At 60.7% G+C, this 15,633-nt stretch carries 10 protein-coding genes and 1 pseudogene; 4 read left to right on the forward strand and 7 right to left on the reverse strand.

Annotated features, from left to right (window positions below):
• Nucleotides 1-46: 46 nt before the first annotated feature.
• From E7T06_RS20570 to E7T06_RS20580, 3 genes are all read right to left on the reverse strand, one after another.
• Nucleotides 47-1,288: an extracellular solute-binding protein gene (locus E7T06_RS20570; protein ID WP_136367633.1), complete on the reverse strand. Its 1,242-nt coding sequence runs from the start codon at nt 1,286-1,288 to the stop codon at nt 47-49.
• Nucleotides 1,289-1,389: 101 nt separating this feature from the next.
• Nucleotides 1,390-2,988, reverse strand: a complete 1,599-nt coding sequence (locus E7T06_RS20575; protein ID WP_136367634.1) for an RICIN domain-containing protein — start codon at nt 2,986-2,988, stop codon at nt 1,390-1,392.
• A gap of 1 nt (nt 2,989) precedes the next feature.
• Nucleotides 2,990-4,576, reverse strand: coding sequence for a glycoside hydrolase family 31 protein (locus E7T06_RS20580; protein WP_136367635.1), 1,587 nt, complete (start codon nt 4,574-4,576; stop codon nt 2,990-2,992).
• A gap of 229 nt (nt 4,577-4,805) precedes the next feature.
• Between E7T06_RS20580 and E7T06_RS20585 the strand changes: the two genes are divergently transcribed.
• The 3 genes from E7T06_RS20585 to E7T06_RS20595 all read left to right on the forward strand — a co-directional run bounded on the left by E7T06_RS20585 (nt 4,806) and on the right by E7T06_RS20595 (nt 8,975).
• Nucleotides 4,806-7,025, forward strand: a complete 2,220-nt coding sequence (locus tag E7T06_RS20585) for a helix-turn-helix domain-containing protein (protein ID WP_136367636.1) — start codon at nt 4,806-4,808, stop codon at nt 7,023-7,025.
• 79 nt (nt 7,026-7,104) lie between these two features.
• Nucleotides 7,105-8,031: a ribokinase gene (locus E7T06_RS20590; protein WP_136367637.1), complete on the forward strand. Its 927-nt coding sequence runs from the start codon at nt 7,105-7,107 to the stop codon at nt 8,029-8,031.
• Entirely contained in the window at nt 8,028-8,975 is a 948-nt protein-coding gene (locus E7T06_RS20595) for a nucleoside hydrolase (protein WP_136367638.1), read from the forward strand. Before E7T06_RS20590 ends, E7T06_RS20595 begins: the two co-directional genes overlap by 4 nt.
• A gap of 493 nt (nt 8,976-9,468) precedes the next feature.
• On the opposite strand, the pseudogene E7T06_RS20600 reads toward E7T06_RS20595, so the two are convergent.
• The 3 genes and pseudogenes from E7T06_RS20600 to E7T06_RS20610 all read right to left on the reverse strand — a co-directional run bounded on the left by E7T06_RS20600 (nt 9,469) and on the right by E7T06_RS20610 (nt 13,515).
• Nucleotides 9,469-10,181, reverse strand: a pseudogene (locus tag E7T06_RS20600) (IS6 family transposase).
• 505 nt (nt 10,182-10,686) lie between these two features.
• Nucleotides 10,687-12,006, reverse strand: coding sequence for a replication initiator protein A (locus E7T06_RS20605; RefSeq protein ID WP_136367639.1), 1,320 nt, complete (start codon nt 12,004-12,006; stop codon nt 10,687-10,689).
• A gap of 1,032 nt (nt 12,007-13,038) precedes the next feature.
• Nucleotides 13,039-13,515, reverse strand: a complete 477-nt coding sequence (locus E7T06_RS20610) for a MarR family winged helix-turn-helix transcriptional regulator (protein WP_240741202.1) — start codon at nt 13,513-13,515, stop codon at nt 13,039-13,041.
• Nucleotides 13,516-13,590: 75 nt separating this feature from the next.
• Here E7T06_RS20610 and E7T06_RS20615 point away from each other — a divergent pair, with 75 nt between their 5' ends.
• Entirely contained in the window at nt 13,591-13,968 is a 378-nt protein-coding gene (locus tag E7T06_RS20615; protein WP_136367640.1) for a cupin domain-containing protein, read from the forward strand.
• 724 nt (nt 13,969-14,692) lie between these two features.
• Here the strand turns inward: E7T06_RS20615 and E7T06_RS20620 are convergent.
• Nucleotides 14,693-15,268 (reverse strand): GNAT family N-acetyltransferase, encoded by a 576-nt coding sequence (locus tag E7T06_RS20620; RefSeq protein WP_136367641.1) that lies wholly within the window; start codon nt 15,266-15,268, stop codon nt 14,693-14,695.
• Nucleotides 15,269-15,633 lie beyond the last annotated feature (365 nt).

Raw genomic sequence — 15,633 nt, forward strand, 5'->3', positions numbered from 1 at the left:
TCCGGTTGGACAGGCGGGGACGCCCTACAGCGTCCCCGCAGCGCATTTACTTGTAGCCTTTGTTGTCTTTGATGTTTTGGTCAATACTTTGCACCGCGTTGTCCAAACTCGCTTCGACATTGGCGCCGTTCACGATATCTGACATGGCCTTTTGAAAGTTGGTTTTGATGGTGGGCCAAGCGGGCGTCGGTGGACGGGGCACCGCGTACCGACGGGCGAAATCGAGAAAGGCACGGAATTGTCCCCCTGGCTTGTAGTTGACGGTTAGGGCGGCCGCGGCATCAGACACGGGGATGGCGCCTGTCGCCACCGACATCTGCGCCACTTGGCGCGGGGCAGAGAGGAAGGTGATGAAGGCCCGGGCCCCGTCAGGATTGGCGCAGGCCGCGCTGATGCCGAACCCCCACGAGCCAGAGCCGATCTTCGGGCCACTGCCTAGATCGGGCGGTGGCAAGATCAAGAGATCGTTTCCCCACGTTTTCTTCCAGTCGGCGGCGGCCCAGCTGCCCTCATAGGCCAAAGGAACCGTCCCGGCTGGGAAGGCAGGCCCAGCGGGGTTTTTCTCGGCGTAGCCCTTGGTGAACAGGCTTTGGAACCACTCGCCAAATTGTACGGCCTTGTCGTTATTGAGCACGCCTTGGGCCGATTGGAAGTCTCGGCGGTTGATCAGATCGGCCCCAAAACTTTGCAGCATGGGCGAGTACCCGTAACCCCACCAGTCCGCCCCCTTGTCAAAATTGCGCAGATCAATCGCGTACTTGTACTTGCCGCCCAACTTGGAGAGCTTGGCCAGGACGCCTTCGAACTCAGTTTTGTTCCAGGGACGGGTCACTGTGGGGATGCGCACCCCCGCTTGCTGCAACGCCGAACGGCGGGCATAGAGCGCGAGCGCTTGATCAATTTGGCTGACGGCGTAGACTTTGCCGTTGTACTTGCCGAGGGCCGTGGGCAGGAGGCCCGCCGTCACTGAAGCGGGAAGATTGAGGGGTTGCAAATACCCGGCCCAAGCGTAGTTGGGGAGGTCAGGCTGATCCATATCGACGAGGCAGGGCAGGGTTTTGGAGAGGGCCGCCGACGTGACAGCCGTGGTGTAACTGCCCTGCGGAATATTTTGCTCGACCACCCGGTGGCGGGTCTGGGACGCATTAAACGCCACCACTTGGGCTTTAAAGACGCTTTGTTCCGGCTCTCCAGCTTGGTGATGCCACATGGAGATATTGGTCTGGGCCGAAGCGGCACCGAAGGAGATCAGAAGGCCGAGAGTGATCAGATGGGCGACTCGTTTCATAGGGGAACCTCGTTCAGCAGAGAAAGGGGAAAGGGCTGGTGGTGGAGCAGGGAGCTAAGGATCCATACTCACCCACCTGCTTGACACCGGGACGAAGACCCTCATGGCACCTGAACCAGAGACCAGCGCTGCTGGGGAGAACCGAGGTCACTCCATTGCTGAATTTGAGTGGCGTTGTTTTGGTAGCCCTCGTACGGCACGTCTAATACCTTGCCGCTCAGCCGGTTGGTTAGTTTGAAGGTGCTGCCCACCGCCTCGACTTTCCACTGCTGCTGCGGGCCGCCGCTGTCCGTCCACTGCTGAATGACTGTGCCGTTGTTGAGACGGGTCTCATAGGGAACGTCCAGTGCTTTGCCACTCAGGCGGTTGATGATTTTGTGGTACCCATCGCCGACATCAACCAGTTGCCACTGCTGCTGCGCGTAGCCGCTGTAGGTGTACTGTTGAAGCTTGGTGCCGTCGGTATTGACGGTTTCGAAGGGGATATCGAGCGCTTTCCCACTGAACTGATTGGTCATGGAGTAGAAGCCGGAGAAACCAGGGGTGGTGGGAGCCGCAGCGTTGTTGAGCGTTCCACTGACCTCCCAGAGGTCGTAGCTCCACTCCCCCACGGGACAACTGGCACCCCCAGCACGGGAACAGCTTTTGGTGAACACGACGTCCAGTTGGTTGGCACTGGGCAGGGTGCCTGAGGGGGTGCGCTTGAGGCCCGCATTGTGGTTCCGGTCAAAGCCCGTGGTTGAAGGCGTCAGCAGGCCCTCAGCCCGCCAGGTTCCGCCTCCGTTCCAAATGCTCGATCCCTCAATGCTCACGACTTGCAAGTTGGAGGTGATGTAGTTGGGATACACGTTCGAGAAGGGATACTGCTCCAGAACGGCGTAAAACCGGTCACGGCTGGGATCGTAGGTGACGTCGAAACTGGTGAATTGGCCGGTCGCGCCATCGGAACGGCTCAGCCCAGCGTCAGTAACCCGCACGGCCGCGCCGATGGAAGGCGAGTTGAGATTACTCAGGTTGATGTCGCGCCGGTAGCCCCGGCCCTCGGTATCCCCTTCCGAATAAAAGAGCAGGAAGCGCCCATTACCGTCCACACTGGTAGCGCTGGGTTGCCCCACTCCCCATAGGTTGGTGTCGGCAAAGGGAAAGGTGACGATGGGACTCGGATATTTGATCCAGGGCCCCTCCACGGACTGGGCCACTGCGACGCCGATGGAGTTGTGACAGCTGCACTCGGCGTCGTTCCCCAGGTAAAACATCACGTAGCTGTAAGCCGTGCTGTTGTACGTCACGTTGGCTTTCACGACGCTGGGATCACACACGTGCACCTTGTCCCATCCAGCAGCACTCGCTTCTAGGACAGGAACACTGGACACCACGGCCCCGTTGACCCGCTTGGTGTAATAGATGTAGTCCTTGATCACGCCACTGTCGCGGTTGTGGCACGTCCAGATATGCTCGGTTTGTCCCTCCACCATCACCGAGGGCGCGTAGCTGTAGCGGTCGCCACTGGGGTTATAGACCTCCTGAACTGTGCTGGAAGTCCAGGTCACCGCTTGCCCTTGGAGGGGAGGGCGGGGCTGTTCACTGGAGGCCGCTGGAGGGGTGGGGACACTACACCCTGTGAGGGCCGCCAGCAAGAGCGTGGACAGGCCTTGGTTACGCCGGGAACGGGAAAACCAATCGTGCGGATCTGCCTTCATCTCAACCTCCTGGGTGTGAAGTGCTGTGCACCTCTGGAACGCGGCGAAAGTGCGGCAGCTGATTCAGGGCAACGCTCACCGTGAGGGCCTGTGGGCCGGTGAAGTGCTCGCCCGATACGCTGCGCCACTCCCCTGGCGGCAAGTTCACGTCACGGTGCGTGCCCCCCTTGGACAGCATCGGGGCGACGAGCAGGTCATTCCCCAGCAGGAACTGATCTTGAACCCCTTCATATCCGCAGTCTGGACAGACGTAGGCCAGCGAGCGAATGATCGGCTCTCCATTCTGTGCGGCTTGACGCGCCAGCTCAAGGATGGTTTCGCCGTACTGCACATGCAGCCAAGCGGCTTCCCGGCAAGCATTGACACCAGCCTCATCCAGCAACCGCCACGGTGCGGCCGAGAACTGCATCATGGGCATCAGCGCCGCCACCTGCGCGCTGCGCACAAAGAGCTCACCGTCAAAGCGGTCAGGCTGAGAAAAATCGAGGGCCAGATAATCGCCGCCGCCAATCATGTCGGGACAGGTAAAGGGGTAGCCGAGGAGGCCCTGAGCCAAGCCGTCCGGAATCAAGGAACTCAGGCCGGTACTGCCCCCGTGCATCGGATGTTCGTTTGCCCAAGCATGCGCCTTGTCGCGTTGGCGCTGGGCTAAGGCCTGTCCCCCCATCTTCCACGAGGCCCGGAATTCATTCAGAGGGTAACGCAGGCCCAGTTCGGCCCAGCGGCGGCACTGGTCGGTGGGGCTGCTTGCGGCGTGGTATTGGTCATCATCGCGGTAAAAAACGGGGTCTCCCGCGTCGAATTTAAAGCCCTGTACGCCGCACTGCTCAACCAGGTGATCCAGCTGGACTTGAAACCACGCCACCGCCCCAGGGTGGCTCAAGTCCAGCACAGCGCTGTGCCCGTTCCACCACTGGCGCACGGCCGTCTGTCCGTCCGCCGCCCGGAGCAAAAACCCCTGACGCTCTAGGTCTAGAAAGTGAATGCCGTCAGGACTGACGAAAGGACATACCCACAGCATCACCGGAAACCCAAGGGCCTGCAGGTCGCAGGTCATCTGACGTGGATCCGGAAAGCGGCCCGCGTGAAAGGTCCAGCGGCCGTAGTCGTCCATCCAGTTGTCGTCGATCATGAGGACACCAGAGGGGAAACCGTGATCGAGCACAGCCTGCGCGTACTGCACAACCTGAGCTTGGGTGGGCGTGTAGAGGAGTTCAATCCAGGTGTTGTACTGGGGCCGGGTGAACAGCAAGTCGTGCGGCAGGTGACCGCTGGGGGGAAAGTGCAGGTGAGCCGCGTGCAGGTGGGCGTCCCTCAGCGAGAGGTGGCCCTCACTCAGAGTCAATGGCGCGCCGTGTTCAATCGTCAAGGTGCCATCCTGAAACTGAAAAGCGAAGGGCCACTCACTCCAGAGGTATCGGCCCCGGTTGGAGACGAAAAAGGGCGCAGCCTGATTGGCGCGGTGATCGGAGGCGAGGTTACGCGCTTGAGTGTGCTGCCCGAACGGCATCTGTGCACCGTCCGCGGCAAGGCCGCCCCACCAGCCTTCGCCGGGCAGCAGGTCAATCTGCTGGGTATACGACGTCATAAAGAGACGGAACCAGAGCAACAACAGTACGTCGGCATAGAGTAAGTCCTTCCCGGAACACTCCGGCGGTAAGCGCTGAGGCGGTGCAGCAAACAGGTTGAGGTTTGTGTCTCGAAGCGTAGGGCAAGTCACTTAGACAGTCGCGCAGCATTCCACGCTCACAGCAGACGATTGATTGCGCTCCGCGTCAGGCGGTAGGGTGAGCAACACATCAACGGGAGGAACAACCATGCAGGACAAAGGCACCGTGCGGTTGGGGCTGTGGTTCTGGGCCGACGAGCCGGTGTGGGTTCAGGCCCGGATCGCGGTGGAACAGGCAGCCCAAGAACACAGAGTTGAACTGGTCTTCGTGGACGAAGATCCGCAGCGCGCCCTGCGGGACGGCACTGGCGCGTTCCTTGAAGACCTTCAGGCCTTGACGCTTGACGTGTTGGTCTGCTCGTTCTTACCTCAAGACGTGTTGTCGATGGTGTTAGGCACGGGGTTGCCCGTGATTCACTTGGGAGAAGCCGAGATGAAGCATGCCCGCCTGTGGTCTCCAGGGGGCCTGTATGAGGCGGCGCTGACCGCTGGGCTGTACCTGGCAGGCCGCTTGCCACCGCAGGCGCTGGTGCTGGCGATCGGCGGAGGCCAGCCACATGTTCACAGCGGCTCTGACCGCCTCGAAGGCCTGCGCGACGGGCTGCGAAGGGTTCCAGGGAGCACGGTTTACCAGATTCCCACACCTTGGGAACCCGAGCAGGCGCGCCCTGAAGTGTGCGCGGCTTTTGAGGCCCTGTCACGTGTTCCGGACGCTGTGTTCGCGCTCTCGGATCCGCTGGCCCTACTGGCGCGCGACGTGGGGCTGGCGACGGGGGCGGTTGATCGGCAGGTGCCTGTGGTGGGCCTGAATGGCGATCCCTTAGCACTTGCTGCCCTGATCCGCGGCGAGTTGAGCGCCACCGTGGATCTGAATCCGGAAGACCTGGGCCACCGAGCGGTTCAGCTGGCCCTCGACATTGTGGCCGGAACCGCCACCCGCGCGTTTGTGGCCCGGCCTCGACTGATTACCCCTGAGAATGTGGGGGAGGAAGCGGTGCGCAAATTGATCGCGCTGGCGGACTTGCCCAGCCGCCTGGTGGGCGTCAACCGCGACCTAGAACGTGGGCGGCTGTCCCGGCTGGAGGCCGCGATGGAACTGGGGCGGCGGATGACCCGTTTGGTCAGTGTGCGTGAATTGGTGGGTGAGATCCCGGAAGCCGTTCGGTTTACCTACGGCTACGATCTGGCCCGCCTCTACCGCTGGTCTGGGACGACACTCCGCGACCTGTGGGGTGAAGGTGAGCCGGTGGTTCCCCGCTCCGACGAACCGCTGGGCGCAGCGTTGGGGGGCCGCGCCGTCTTTGTGGCCGATGCCCGGCGGTCAGGGGTATTTTCACCTGATCCCCAGTGTCCTGAAGTCCGGGCCCGCGCCGTCTTGCCGGTGCAGGCTGGACGCGAGCTGTTGGGGGTGCTTGACCTCCAGGGGCTGCAGCCCGCCCGGCATGCCCGCCAGGAGTTGGAGAGTTTGCAGTGGTTGGCAGATCAGCTCGGCAGCGCGCTGCGCGCTGCCCAAATGCGCCAAGACTTGAGGCCTGTTGCAGAGGGAAGATTCTCTGTCCCTGCGGGCGGCTTGCCTGCGGTCTCCAGCGCCTCTTCCCCCCGCTCCTCATGGGTAGGCAGCGTCCTCATCGCGGACGCCGATCCGCAGATGCGCACGCTCTACCGCGTCCTGTTGGCGCGGGCCATGCCGGGCCGGAACGTTCATACCGTTCTGGACGGCGCAGAAGCGTTGGCCGCCTTGTCGCGTGAACTGCCGGGTCTGGTGATCCTGGAGTCGAGTTTGGCAAAGCTGGACGGCTTCGGGGTACTCGCGGCTTTGCGGGAGCGCTCCCGTACCCTGCCGGTCTGGATGGTCAGTGGGCAGCCTCTGCGGCCGGAGGACACCGAGCTGCTCGACTCTCCCCATACCCTCTGGCACAGCAAAGCGGTGCTGGCACCCCACGAAGTGGCGGGCCGCTTGACGTATTTGGAGGGGAGGGCCGTCTTGGCCCCCGCAGCCAGTGGTCTGGTGAAACGCGCGGTGGCCACTCTTCATCAGGGATTCAGCGGACCTATCCAGCGGGACGCCTTGGCCCGTGACCTGGGTGTCAGTGCCAACCACCTCTCTGCCCTCTTCCGCCAAGAGATGGGCCTGACCCCTTGGGCTTACTTGCACCGCGTCCGGATCAATCAGGCCAAGCTGTTGCTGCGGCGAACGGGACAGGGGGTGAACGCGGTGACCCAAGCTGTGGGCTTCGAAGATCCGTCGTACTTTGCCCGTATTTTTCGCCGCTTGGTAGGCCAGTCTCCCCAGGCGTTTCGGCGAGGTGCGGAGCGTCTTGAAGTATTGTCCGCTTGGTGCGGTGAATCGTCTGGGCCAGAGGAGTAGTGCCGCTTTACACTGCCTCCACATCAGCAGCGAAAAGGCCCAAGACTGCCCCTCACGTGGCAGGGGCGTGGGGGCAGGAATGATCACAGTCGTGGGCAGCGTCAACATGGATCTGAGTGCAGTGGTGTCCGCCTTCCCTCGTCCGGGGGAAACCGTGTTGGCACAGGGGTTGCGCATGGGCCTTGGGGGTAAAGGGGCCAATCAAGCCGTTACCGCGGCCCGGCTGGGCGCCCAGGTGACACTCTACGCCAGCGTCGGTTGCGACGTCTTTGGCCTGATGGCCCGCAAACAGCTGAGGAATGAACCCTTGTCCCTCAAGCTGCAGGACAGTGAGTCCCCTACAGGCATGGCCCTGATCGGGGTCACCCCCGCAGGCGAAAACAGCATCATGGTGGTGCCTGGAGCCAATGCCGATTTGCAGCCTGGGCATTTCGATTCCGTCCAGCTTCAACCCGCAGGGGTCGTGCTGGTGCAACTGGAGATTCCGCAAGAAACGTGGCGGGCAACGCTGCACTTGGCCCGTCAAGCGGGCGTCCGGGCGGTGGTCAATGCCTCTCCGCTGAGTTCAGACGTGAGATTGGCTGATTTTGTGGATGCCGACGTCTTGGTGGTCAATCAGCATGAGGCGGCGGCCTTGCTGAACCAGCCGCCTTTCCACGGTATTGCACAAGCCCAGATGGCCGCCCGCCGGTTGGCCGAGCAGATTCCCGAAGTGGTCGTCACTCTGGGGGCCTTGGGGGCCGTCTGGGCGGGCCGCGCTGGGGAGGGCCATGCAGCGGCCCCAGTCATTCAGGCCGTCGACACCACGGGAGCGGGGGACGCCTTTTGCGGCGCGCTGTGTGCAGCCCTTGAGGCCGGACTGCCGTTGGGTCAAGCCGTCGCGTGGGGCAACGCGGCAGGGGCCTTGACCGCCACCAAACCCGGCACCGTTGCCGCCCTTCCCACCCGATCTGAGCTGCTGGCCTTCACCCGTCAAGTTTCCCTCCCCGTAAAGGACTTCGCATGAATAAAGTTATTCTGGACACCGACATTGGCACCGATGTGGACGACATTCTCGCCTTGAGTTTGCTGCTGGCCTCTCCTGAACTGCAGTTGCTGGGCGTGACCACGGCTTACGGCGATACCCGCTTAAGGGCCAAAATTGTCCATCACGTGCTCGCGCAGATGAACCTTGCGGGTCAGGTGCCCATCGCCCCGGGGGGGCCGGCCACCCTCAACGGGGAGCGGGAGATTTTTTGGCCTGGTCATGAGGGGAAAAATATTGACGCCGCGACCATTCCCGACACCGTGATGCTGAACCAAAGCGCTGAAGACTTTATTGTGGAGACAGTCAAGCAGCATCCTGGGGAAATTACCCTGATTGCCATCGCGCCGCTGGCCAATCTCGCGCGCGCCATCGAGCAAGATCCCGACACCATGCGCCAAGTCAAACAGATTTACATGATGGGCGGAGTCTTTGACCTGTCGCGGGACGACCTGCCGGTGGCAGAACACAACATCGTGTCAGATCCCGAGGCAGCGCGGGTGGTCTTTGACTTTGGTCTGCCCATCACGCTCTTTCCGCTGGATGTCACGACCCGCACCGCTCTGGGGCCAGCGGAAATGGCGCGCCTCAGCCGGGCGGCACATCCTCTCGGACACTTTCTGCACGCAGAACTGGTCAATTGGATGCCGTACATTCAGGCCCGTCATGGCCGGGACTACACGCACATGCACGACCCGCTCACTGTAGCGGCGCTGCTGCGCCCCGCCCTCGTCACGCAGTGGTTGCGCACGCGGGTGGGCATTGAGGTGCAGGGCGAATTTACGGTGGGCATGACTGTGCCGCACCGGGGGGCGAGTCAGGCCCAGGTCAACGTGGCGGTGGGGGTGGATGTGCCTGCGTTCCAAGAGTTGTTTGTGCGCCGGGTGCTGGCGCTGGGGACACCAGTCATAGCTGAGTTCCACTGAGATGACGGTCTCCCCTGTTTGGTTGTGGGGCTCACAGTGGGGCTGTGCAGTGAGCAGTGTGCTTCCAGCGGCCCTGACGCGGCCAATCTACTGGCGGCGCCGGGTATCCCGGTGATCTTGCTGAGGGGTCAACTGCATCCTGAGACTCGATCGTTCCATCAGCTATCAGAATATCTTGGGCCGCAAATGAACACCGTGTTTTCCTCGTGTAATGGTGTGGAAGGAGAGACTTGAGAGAAGTGGAAGCGAAGGAGAGACTCCTACAATGAGCGAGGCAGCAGGTGGCCCTGTTCGATCACACCACATCCGGTCGCACGGCCGCGGACTGACGACTGGAAGAGGGGAACGTTCAGATGCTGATCAGTGACCAAGCGCATCCCATCAGCTTCTCGGCAGGGGGCGTCTTGTGCTCGTCTGGCCCAGATGACTGATCCAGCGGTTGTGTTGCCTTAAGTTGGGTTCAGGTGTGAGGAAGGCAGGGGTGGCCTGAGATTCAGGCCACCCCTGCTGCGACGACTGACCACGTCTGGAACGCTTGTTTCTGATTTCTTCTTCGGGTAGCGGCGGAAACGCTCGTTCGGGAATGAGGGTGAAGGTTCGTGATGCGGGCGTGCAACCCCAGGAATTCTTGAGCGCGTTTCCGTCGTCTGAATCCCTGCTGACTTCGCTCCTGTCGTCGTGTCGAGCGCTGTTCCTGCTCAATGACAGTGTTGCAGCGGGCCGTGGAGATCACCTCCTGGTGGTCGACGTCAGCCAAGCTCGGCATGTCTCGGATCGCGGCTCCGTAACTCTGGAGCTGACCCGGTATGGATGACCTCTGGGACGTCGTATTCACCCAGCAATCTGGCGAGGAAGGTTTTCGCCGCTTCGGTATTTCGGTGCCGTTGAAGAAGAATGCCCTGCACGAAACCGTGCTCGTCTACCGCACGCCACAACCAAGACCGGACACCAGCTCCCGTCGTACAGACATCAATCAAAGACCACCGGGAACCCTGCCGGGGTTCCCGGTGACGCAGTGCGTCAGCGAACAGGGAACTGAAGTTGATGCACCACTCGCGGAGGGTCTCGTGGCTGACTTGGATGCCGCGCTGGTAGAGCAATTCTTGAACATCTCGGTCACTGAGCGGAAAGCGGTGGTACAGCTGTTTGGGCGTGCTGGATGATGGTCATTGGGAATCGGTGGCGATAAGGTTTCGGCTCGGTCACGGCGGGTTAGCCTACCCCAAACTAGTTAAGGCAACACAACCCTGCCAACACCTTACAGCGGTATTCAGCACTAGGTTTTGTCGAGGATCATGCGGTCTCCCTCTCCTTTGAACCTGTGGACAGGCTCAGTAAGCTCCATACCGCCAAGCCTGCCAGAATCGTCAGTGACCACCTGGACACCACACGAGTTCGAGCGCCAAGCAGGGGTTGCTTAACCACAGGTGCGCAGACCGACTCAAGCCCAATCTGGCATAAGCGTTTTTGGGTTTGCATACCCGAACCTTGACCTTCACCATCAGAAGAAAAAATCGAAAACAGGCATTCCAGACACGGTCAACGGTCGCAGTAGGAGGGGGTAAACCTCGGTTCAACCCTGCCCTCTGCGTGGCGTGAAGCCAGTTCAGGCAGATTGCGGTACCACCGCTCAGCACCTCACCTCTCTCGGGATTCAGAGCTTCAGACGCCCCATTCGTGACGGTGTGCAGGATCAACATCGGACACAGGGTCAAGACAGAGCTAGGAGTGCTTTCAGGTGGGCCACCGTTTCGGTTCGTTCGTCTTGAGGACGGCCGAGAATGCGGCTATGCATGTCCTGCAACACTCCCAGGGGCAACTGCACCAAGTCTTCTCGCCGCACGCCTTCTGAACGCAGCAAAAACGCCAAGGTTCGTGCCAGATCACCAGCAGACACGGGCAGGTCTTCAGGAGCAGGGTCCTGAATCCTCAGCTTTGCTTGAGGTGCGGCGGTAACGCTGTTGCCGTTGATCTGTGGTGGAGCGTCTGGCCAGGCGTATTTGCCGTTGCCGTACGAACGCACCACATCCAGAACAAAGCCCACATGGTTTTGCGGTTTGTACCCCCGTGCCAGGATGGCCCTCGCTTGCGCGGCGCCGTCCTGGACGGACTGTGGATAATCTGCTGCAGCCTTCTTTGCGGCAACCAACGGGACGTTCAGAGCAACCAGCAAGGCCACCAATCCTGTGTCTGGCTCGGGCTCCGCTTGTCCGAACACGTAGCTGAGCAGCTGCTTTTTACCTCGCCCAGTGACTTTCACCTCACTGAGGTACTCTGCCTTGATCAAATTCTCGTGAATCGGCTCTAAAGTTCGGCGAATCTTGTCCGGTTTGTCGCTGGCGATGCCGCAGCGCTGCGCCAAATCCATCAAGGTGATCTGCAGAGTTGCTGCACGGTCTTGATGCTGAACCGGATCATGCCGCAACGCATCGAGCACACGGTAGGCCGCGCGAGCCGGTTGACCCAGTTGACGCAGGAGTGCTGTGCTGACCGGCTTGAAGTAGCCGTTTCTGATGTTGCGTGTCAATTCACGGGGGAGCGTGACAGAGATCAGTTTGGCCCCTTCCATGTCCCGCCGCGACCGGGTAAAGACCAATTTTTCGATCAGACGAAAGCCCACCGTGACCCAATCGTCCTCTTCATGGTTGCGCCAAGCACCACTGATCCAGTACTGGGTGGCGCTCAGGCGCTCCAGGCTCTCACGCATCATGCGGCGGTTGGCCCCGGTGTCGTCCAGGCCACACATCTGCAGCAGGCGGTACATCGTGAAAGCGATCAGCCCATGTTCCGGACATCCCTGCTCAATGTACAACTCCTGAAGAGCCAAGTAAGAATCGTTGTCGATCCCGTGAGGCACGCCGTATTTCTGTGCGCCGTTGCATTCAATTTCACTGGGAATGCCCGCCCGGTTGAAACTCACCTTCCAGGAGGCGTAGTCGGCAGCGATCTTGCGTTGGATAGAGATCAGCCCGAGATGACCGACGTTCAAATCTTCTCTCAAGACCAATTCCTGCTCGGCTTGCTTTGTCACGGCTCCTCCCAGAGAGTTCAGTGTAACGACAAAGGCGCACGATCACCACGCCGTTATGAATGGGGGAAGTCTGGACAATGCATCCCGTTATGGATGGGGGAAAGTCACTGAAAAGCGTGTGCTCAAGGGAACTCGTTCGTCTTAGGGCGATATACCGTTACGAATGGGGGGAACGGAGAGGAAGATGCCGTTACCAATGGGGGGTTTGAACCATTGATACCGTTATGAATGGGGGATATTCCCCCGTTATGAATGGGGCATCCGTACCGTTATGAATGGAGGGAACCGACTCAGGGATCCCGTTATGAATGGGGGGAACCAGTCAGAAAATACCGTTCCGAATGGGGGGAAATACCGTTCCGAATGGGGGGAAATGGCTGAAAAACACTGTGTAGAACGCTCTGAGGCTGTGGCCTGATGATGTTTTTCGTATCATTCTTTAAAAGAGAAAACCATTAAAAGAAAACAACAATCGGAAGAGCTTCGCTGGAGGCTTGGCCGTTTGCGTTGCCGAACAGGAGGAGCCCTGCGTGGCATGACGTTAGCCGTCATGCCATTAACCCCAGGTCAGTGCCCAAGCGACAAGAGCATCTCTCCTGTGCTACATCTCTATCCGCGATGAACTGAAGGCCGTATAAGCCATGAGATGAAGCGGTTTTGGAGCCCTGCGCGACTGAAACCAAGCAGTTCTTCGACACTGTCCTGCTTCTGTCTGGAACAAGCCTGAGATACAAAATTTAATGGCGATCCACAACATGAAGTGATGGATCTCACTCAACGTTTCGTCTGACAAGCGGCCGGCACCTTGACGGCGAAGGCAAGCTGAACAGCTGGAAGCACAAGAGGAGGAGCGCGCCTGCCCTCTTGCGAGAAGAGCGGCGGCCGGGCCGCATTGAACAGTAAGGGGCTGGCCGCCGCTGTGGGCTGAGCTGCCAGGCACACGGGTTTCCTGATAGACGGTGAGCGAATGGGTGGCCAGATTGGAATTCAGGGGCTGTGCTGTGGTAAGGAAGTTGGCGCTGAGGGCAGGACTCAGCGGGAAGAAGGGGCATCACCTAAGAGGCGGTGCAGGGCCTCGTTCAGCTGCTCCCACAGGGGGTGTCCCAGTTCGGCCTGGTACTCGTCTTCAATCGCACGTTTGGTTTCCTGCGCGTCCAGCAGATACTGCCATCCTGCTGCCGTGAATTGCACCCGGGTAGCCCGTCCGTCTGCTGGGTCAGGTTGGCGCTCGACGTAACCGTGGGTTTCCAGCTCGGCCACCAGCTGTCCAGCCGCCTGTTTTGTCATCCCGGCCCGCTCAGCCAGGGTGACAATGCGGGTACCCTCTGTATCGAGGTGGGGCAGCAGATTGGTGTGGGCGAGACTCAATGAAGTATGCCCCTGGGCATGAAGTTTTTCGAGGGCAAGAACGTTGTAAGCGCGGGCGGCGCGGTGCAGGAGACGGCCAATGTGCTGCTGGCGGGCTTGCTCTAAGGTGGTAGCATTTGGTCTTTCTTGCAAATTAGTCATCCCCCTTGTCTAAATAGACAGGCTGCTTTACTATGGCGTCGGTTGTGCCCCAGCAGGCATCACCAGGAGGCTCAAATGATCACTATCCGCGCTGGAGATACACAGGCCATGGAAACCCCGAACGGGAACCACGGTACCAGTCTCGCGACTCCCCGGCTCGGGGCCACTGACGTAACCGTCGTTCGGCAGCGTCAAACCCCCGGCGGCTTCAATCCTTCCCATGTCCAAAACCGCGAAGAAATCATGGTGATGCTCTCAGGCCGGGTCACGGTCACCAGCGGTGATCAGCGCATCGAGCTGTCTTCCAGCGACACGCTGATCGTGCCTGCCCACACCCCGCACCGGGTCGACAATACTGGGGATACCGACGCCGAGTGGCTGATCATCTCTCCCGCCGGAATGCAGTTGTTCCGCGAAACGGGCGAAGAGGCCAGCCCACCTTGGATCAAGTGATTTCCAGTCTGAGGGGGTTTAAACGAGCAGGATGACCTCCTGCCCCCCTTCCTGAAAGGCGCACTCAGGTATGCCTTCTGGCTCAATGGTCGTTGCCTTGCCGTTCTCGCTGCGCTGGTGCTCTCTAGGTTGCTCTCGCTTCTGGGTGACCCCGGGCCTGCGGCCAGTGGATGAGCGGCTGGCCGCGGGGTGGTGGCCCCGATCGTGACCTGCTTCGGTGATGGATGTGGTGCGCAAACCCAGCAAGTGAAGCTTCGAAGCGAGTAAAGCCCCCAGCACGCTCAGCAAGGCCGCTCCAAAGCGGGAAACGCCTCCTTGGCCCGGGAGAGGAGCGGCCTGGCCCTCAGGATGACCGTAAGCCGCTGGGCGTGCTCCTGCGCTTGCGTGTAGAGCTGGGCGCCTTCGTCTGCAGCAGTGGCGGTAATGCAAGGGGTGACAGCAAAGCAGATTTCCACAGTGCGAGCTGCCCTAGAGCGTCCGGGTGGAGAAGCCCTGCTACTCGTGCGGACGCTCTTGAGGACTGAACTTTGAGCGGGTGTGCCCTCGGACCAGATCAGGACATCAACCCATGATCCCTTGACTTGGTACGAGGCCCTTTGACCTGAGATTGACGCGATGGATGGAGGACAGGGGTGACGTCGTGAAGATGAGGTACGGGTCTTGCTGCCTTCATCCGTCTGGTGAGCCATCGACCTGCTGCCTGACCGAAACAGCGAACCGAGATTCAGTCGGGCGAAGTGAATTGGGCAATGGACGAGGAGGCCAGGCTGGAGTGACGCATCAGTATCTGCCAGTCTCGGCCAGCGTGGCTGGCCACTTGGTCGAGCTGAAACCCGACTTTCTGTGCCAATCGCAGCGACGGCGCATTCTCCGGCTGAATGATGCAGAAGGTGCTGCCGGGTCCCAGCGACCTGTCACGCCACTCCAGGACAGCGCGAACCGCTTCGGAGGCCATCCCCTGACCATGACACCAGGGCAGGAAGACCCATCCCGCCTCGGGCACCAAATCCAAAGTGGGCAGGTCAAACAGCAGGTCACGCTTGAACCGGGCGATGCCGACCTCGCCCGCAAACCGTCCAGAAGCGCGGTCAAAGGCAAGCCAGTAGCCGAAGCCGAAGAGTGCCCAGTGACCGGAATGCCGCAGCAGCCGAGTCCACACGTCCTGCCGGGCGAGCGGCGTGCCGGTCGTATATCGCGTGACCTCCGGATGACTCCACAGCGCGGCGCAGTCGTCAAGGTCTTGTTCCTGATGGCCACGGAGGAGGAGGCGTTCCGTGTGCAGGACGGGTGCAAGGTGCATACCGGAGTCTAGACCGTCGCCGTTCGGTACAGCTGACTTTGAGGGTGTCCTTCCACTGGCCCAAGAGGAGGCGAGGCCTCTGGGCCAGACTGTTGAACAACCCTCGCTGGACTGACCGTGGGCAGGCGCGGAGTGAGGTCGTAGAGCAGTGAGGATATCTTCCAGTTGGAGCGGTTCATCTTTAGACCATCTGCGACTGCTCTGCCCTTGACCCTCTTTCCGAGCCGCGCCATGCTGAAGGCGATGACCGCTGTGCCCCACCCTCCCCACGCCCAGCTGCACAATCAGCAGGCCTTTGAGACCTGTATCGCAGGGCTACCGCAAAGTCAGGGCTAGGATGAAGCGTGGCTTTTCCTCACCCCAAC

The sequence above is a fragment of the Deinococcus sp. Arct2-2 genome (assembly GCF_004801315.1).
Classification (GTDB): domain Bacteria; phylum Deinococcota; class Deinococci; order Deinococcales; family Deinococcaceae; genus Deinococcus.

Bases quoted from the DNA above. Each gene is read 5' to 3' on its own strand.
- E7T06_RS20570 (WP_136367633.1), bottom strand. From the start codon at position 1,288: ATGAAACGAGTCGCCCATCTGATCACTCTCGGCCTTCTGATCTCCTTC.
- E7T06_RS20575 (WP_136367634.1), bottom strand. From the start codon at position 2,988: ATGAAGGCAGATCCGCACGATTGGTTTTCCCGTTCCCGGCGTAACCAA.
- E7T06_RS20580 (WP_136367635.1), bottom strand. From the start codon at position 4,576: ATGACGTCGTATACCCAGCAGATTGACCTGCTGCCCGGCGAAGGCTGG.
- E7T06_RS20585 (WP_136367636.1), top strand. From the start codon at position 4,806: ATGCAGGACAAAGGCACCGTGCGGTTGGGGCTGTGGTTCTGGGCCGAC.
- E7T06_RS20590 (WP_136367637.1), top strand. From the start codon at position 7,105: ATGATCACAGTCGTGGGCAGCGTCAACATGGATCTGAGTGCAGTGGTG.
- E7T06_RS20595 (WP_136367638.1), top strand. From the start codon at position 8,028: ATGAATAAAGTTATTCTGGACACCGACATTGGCACCGATGTGGACGAC.
- E7T06_RS20610 (WP_240741202.1), bottom strand. From the start codon at position 13,515: ATGACTAATTTGCAAGAAAGACCAAATGCTACCACCTTAGAGCAAGCC.
- E7T06_RS20615 (WP_136367640.1), top strand. From the start codon at position 13,591: ATGATCACTATCCGCGCTGGAGATACACAGGCCATGGAAACCCCGAAC.
- E7T06_RS20620 (WP_136367641.1), bottom strand. From the start codon at position 15,268: ATGCACCTTGCACCCGTCCTGCACACGGAACGCCTCCTCCTCCGTGGC.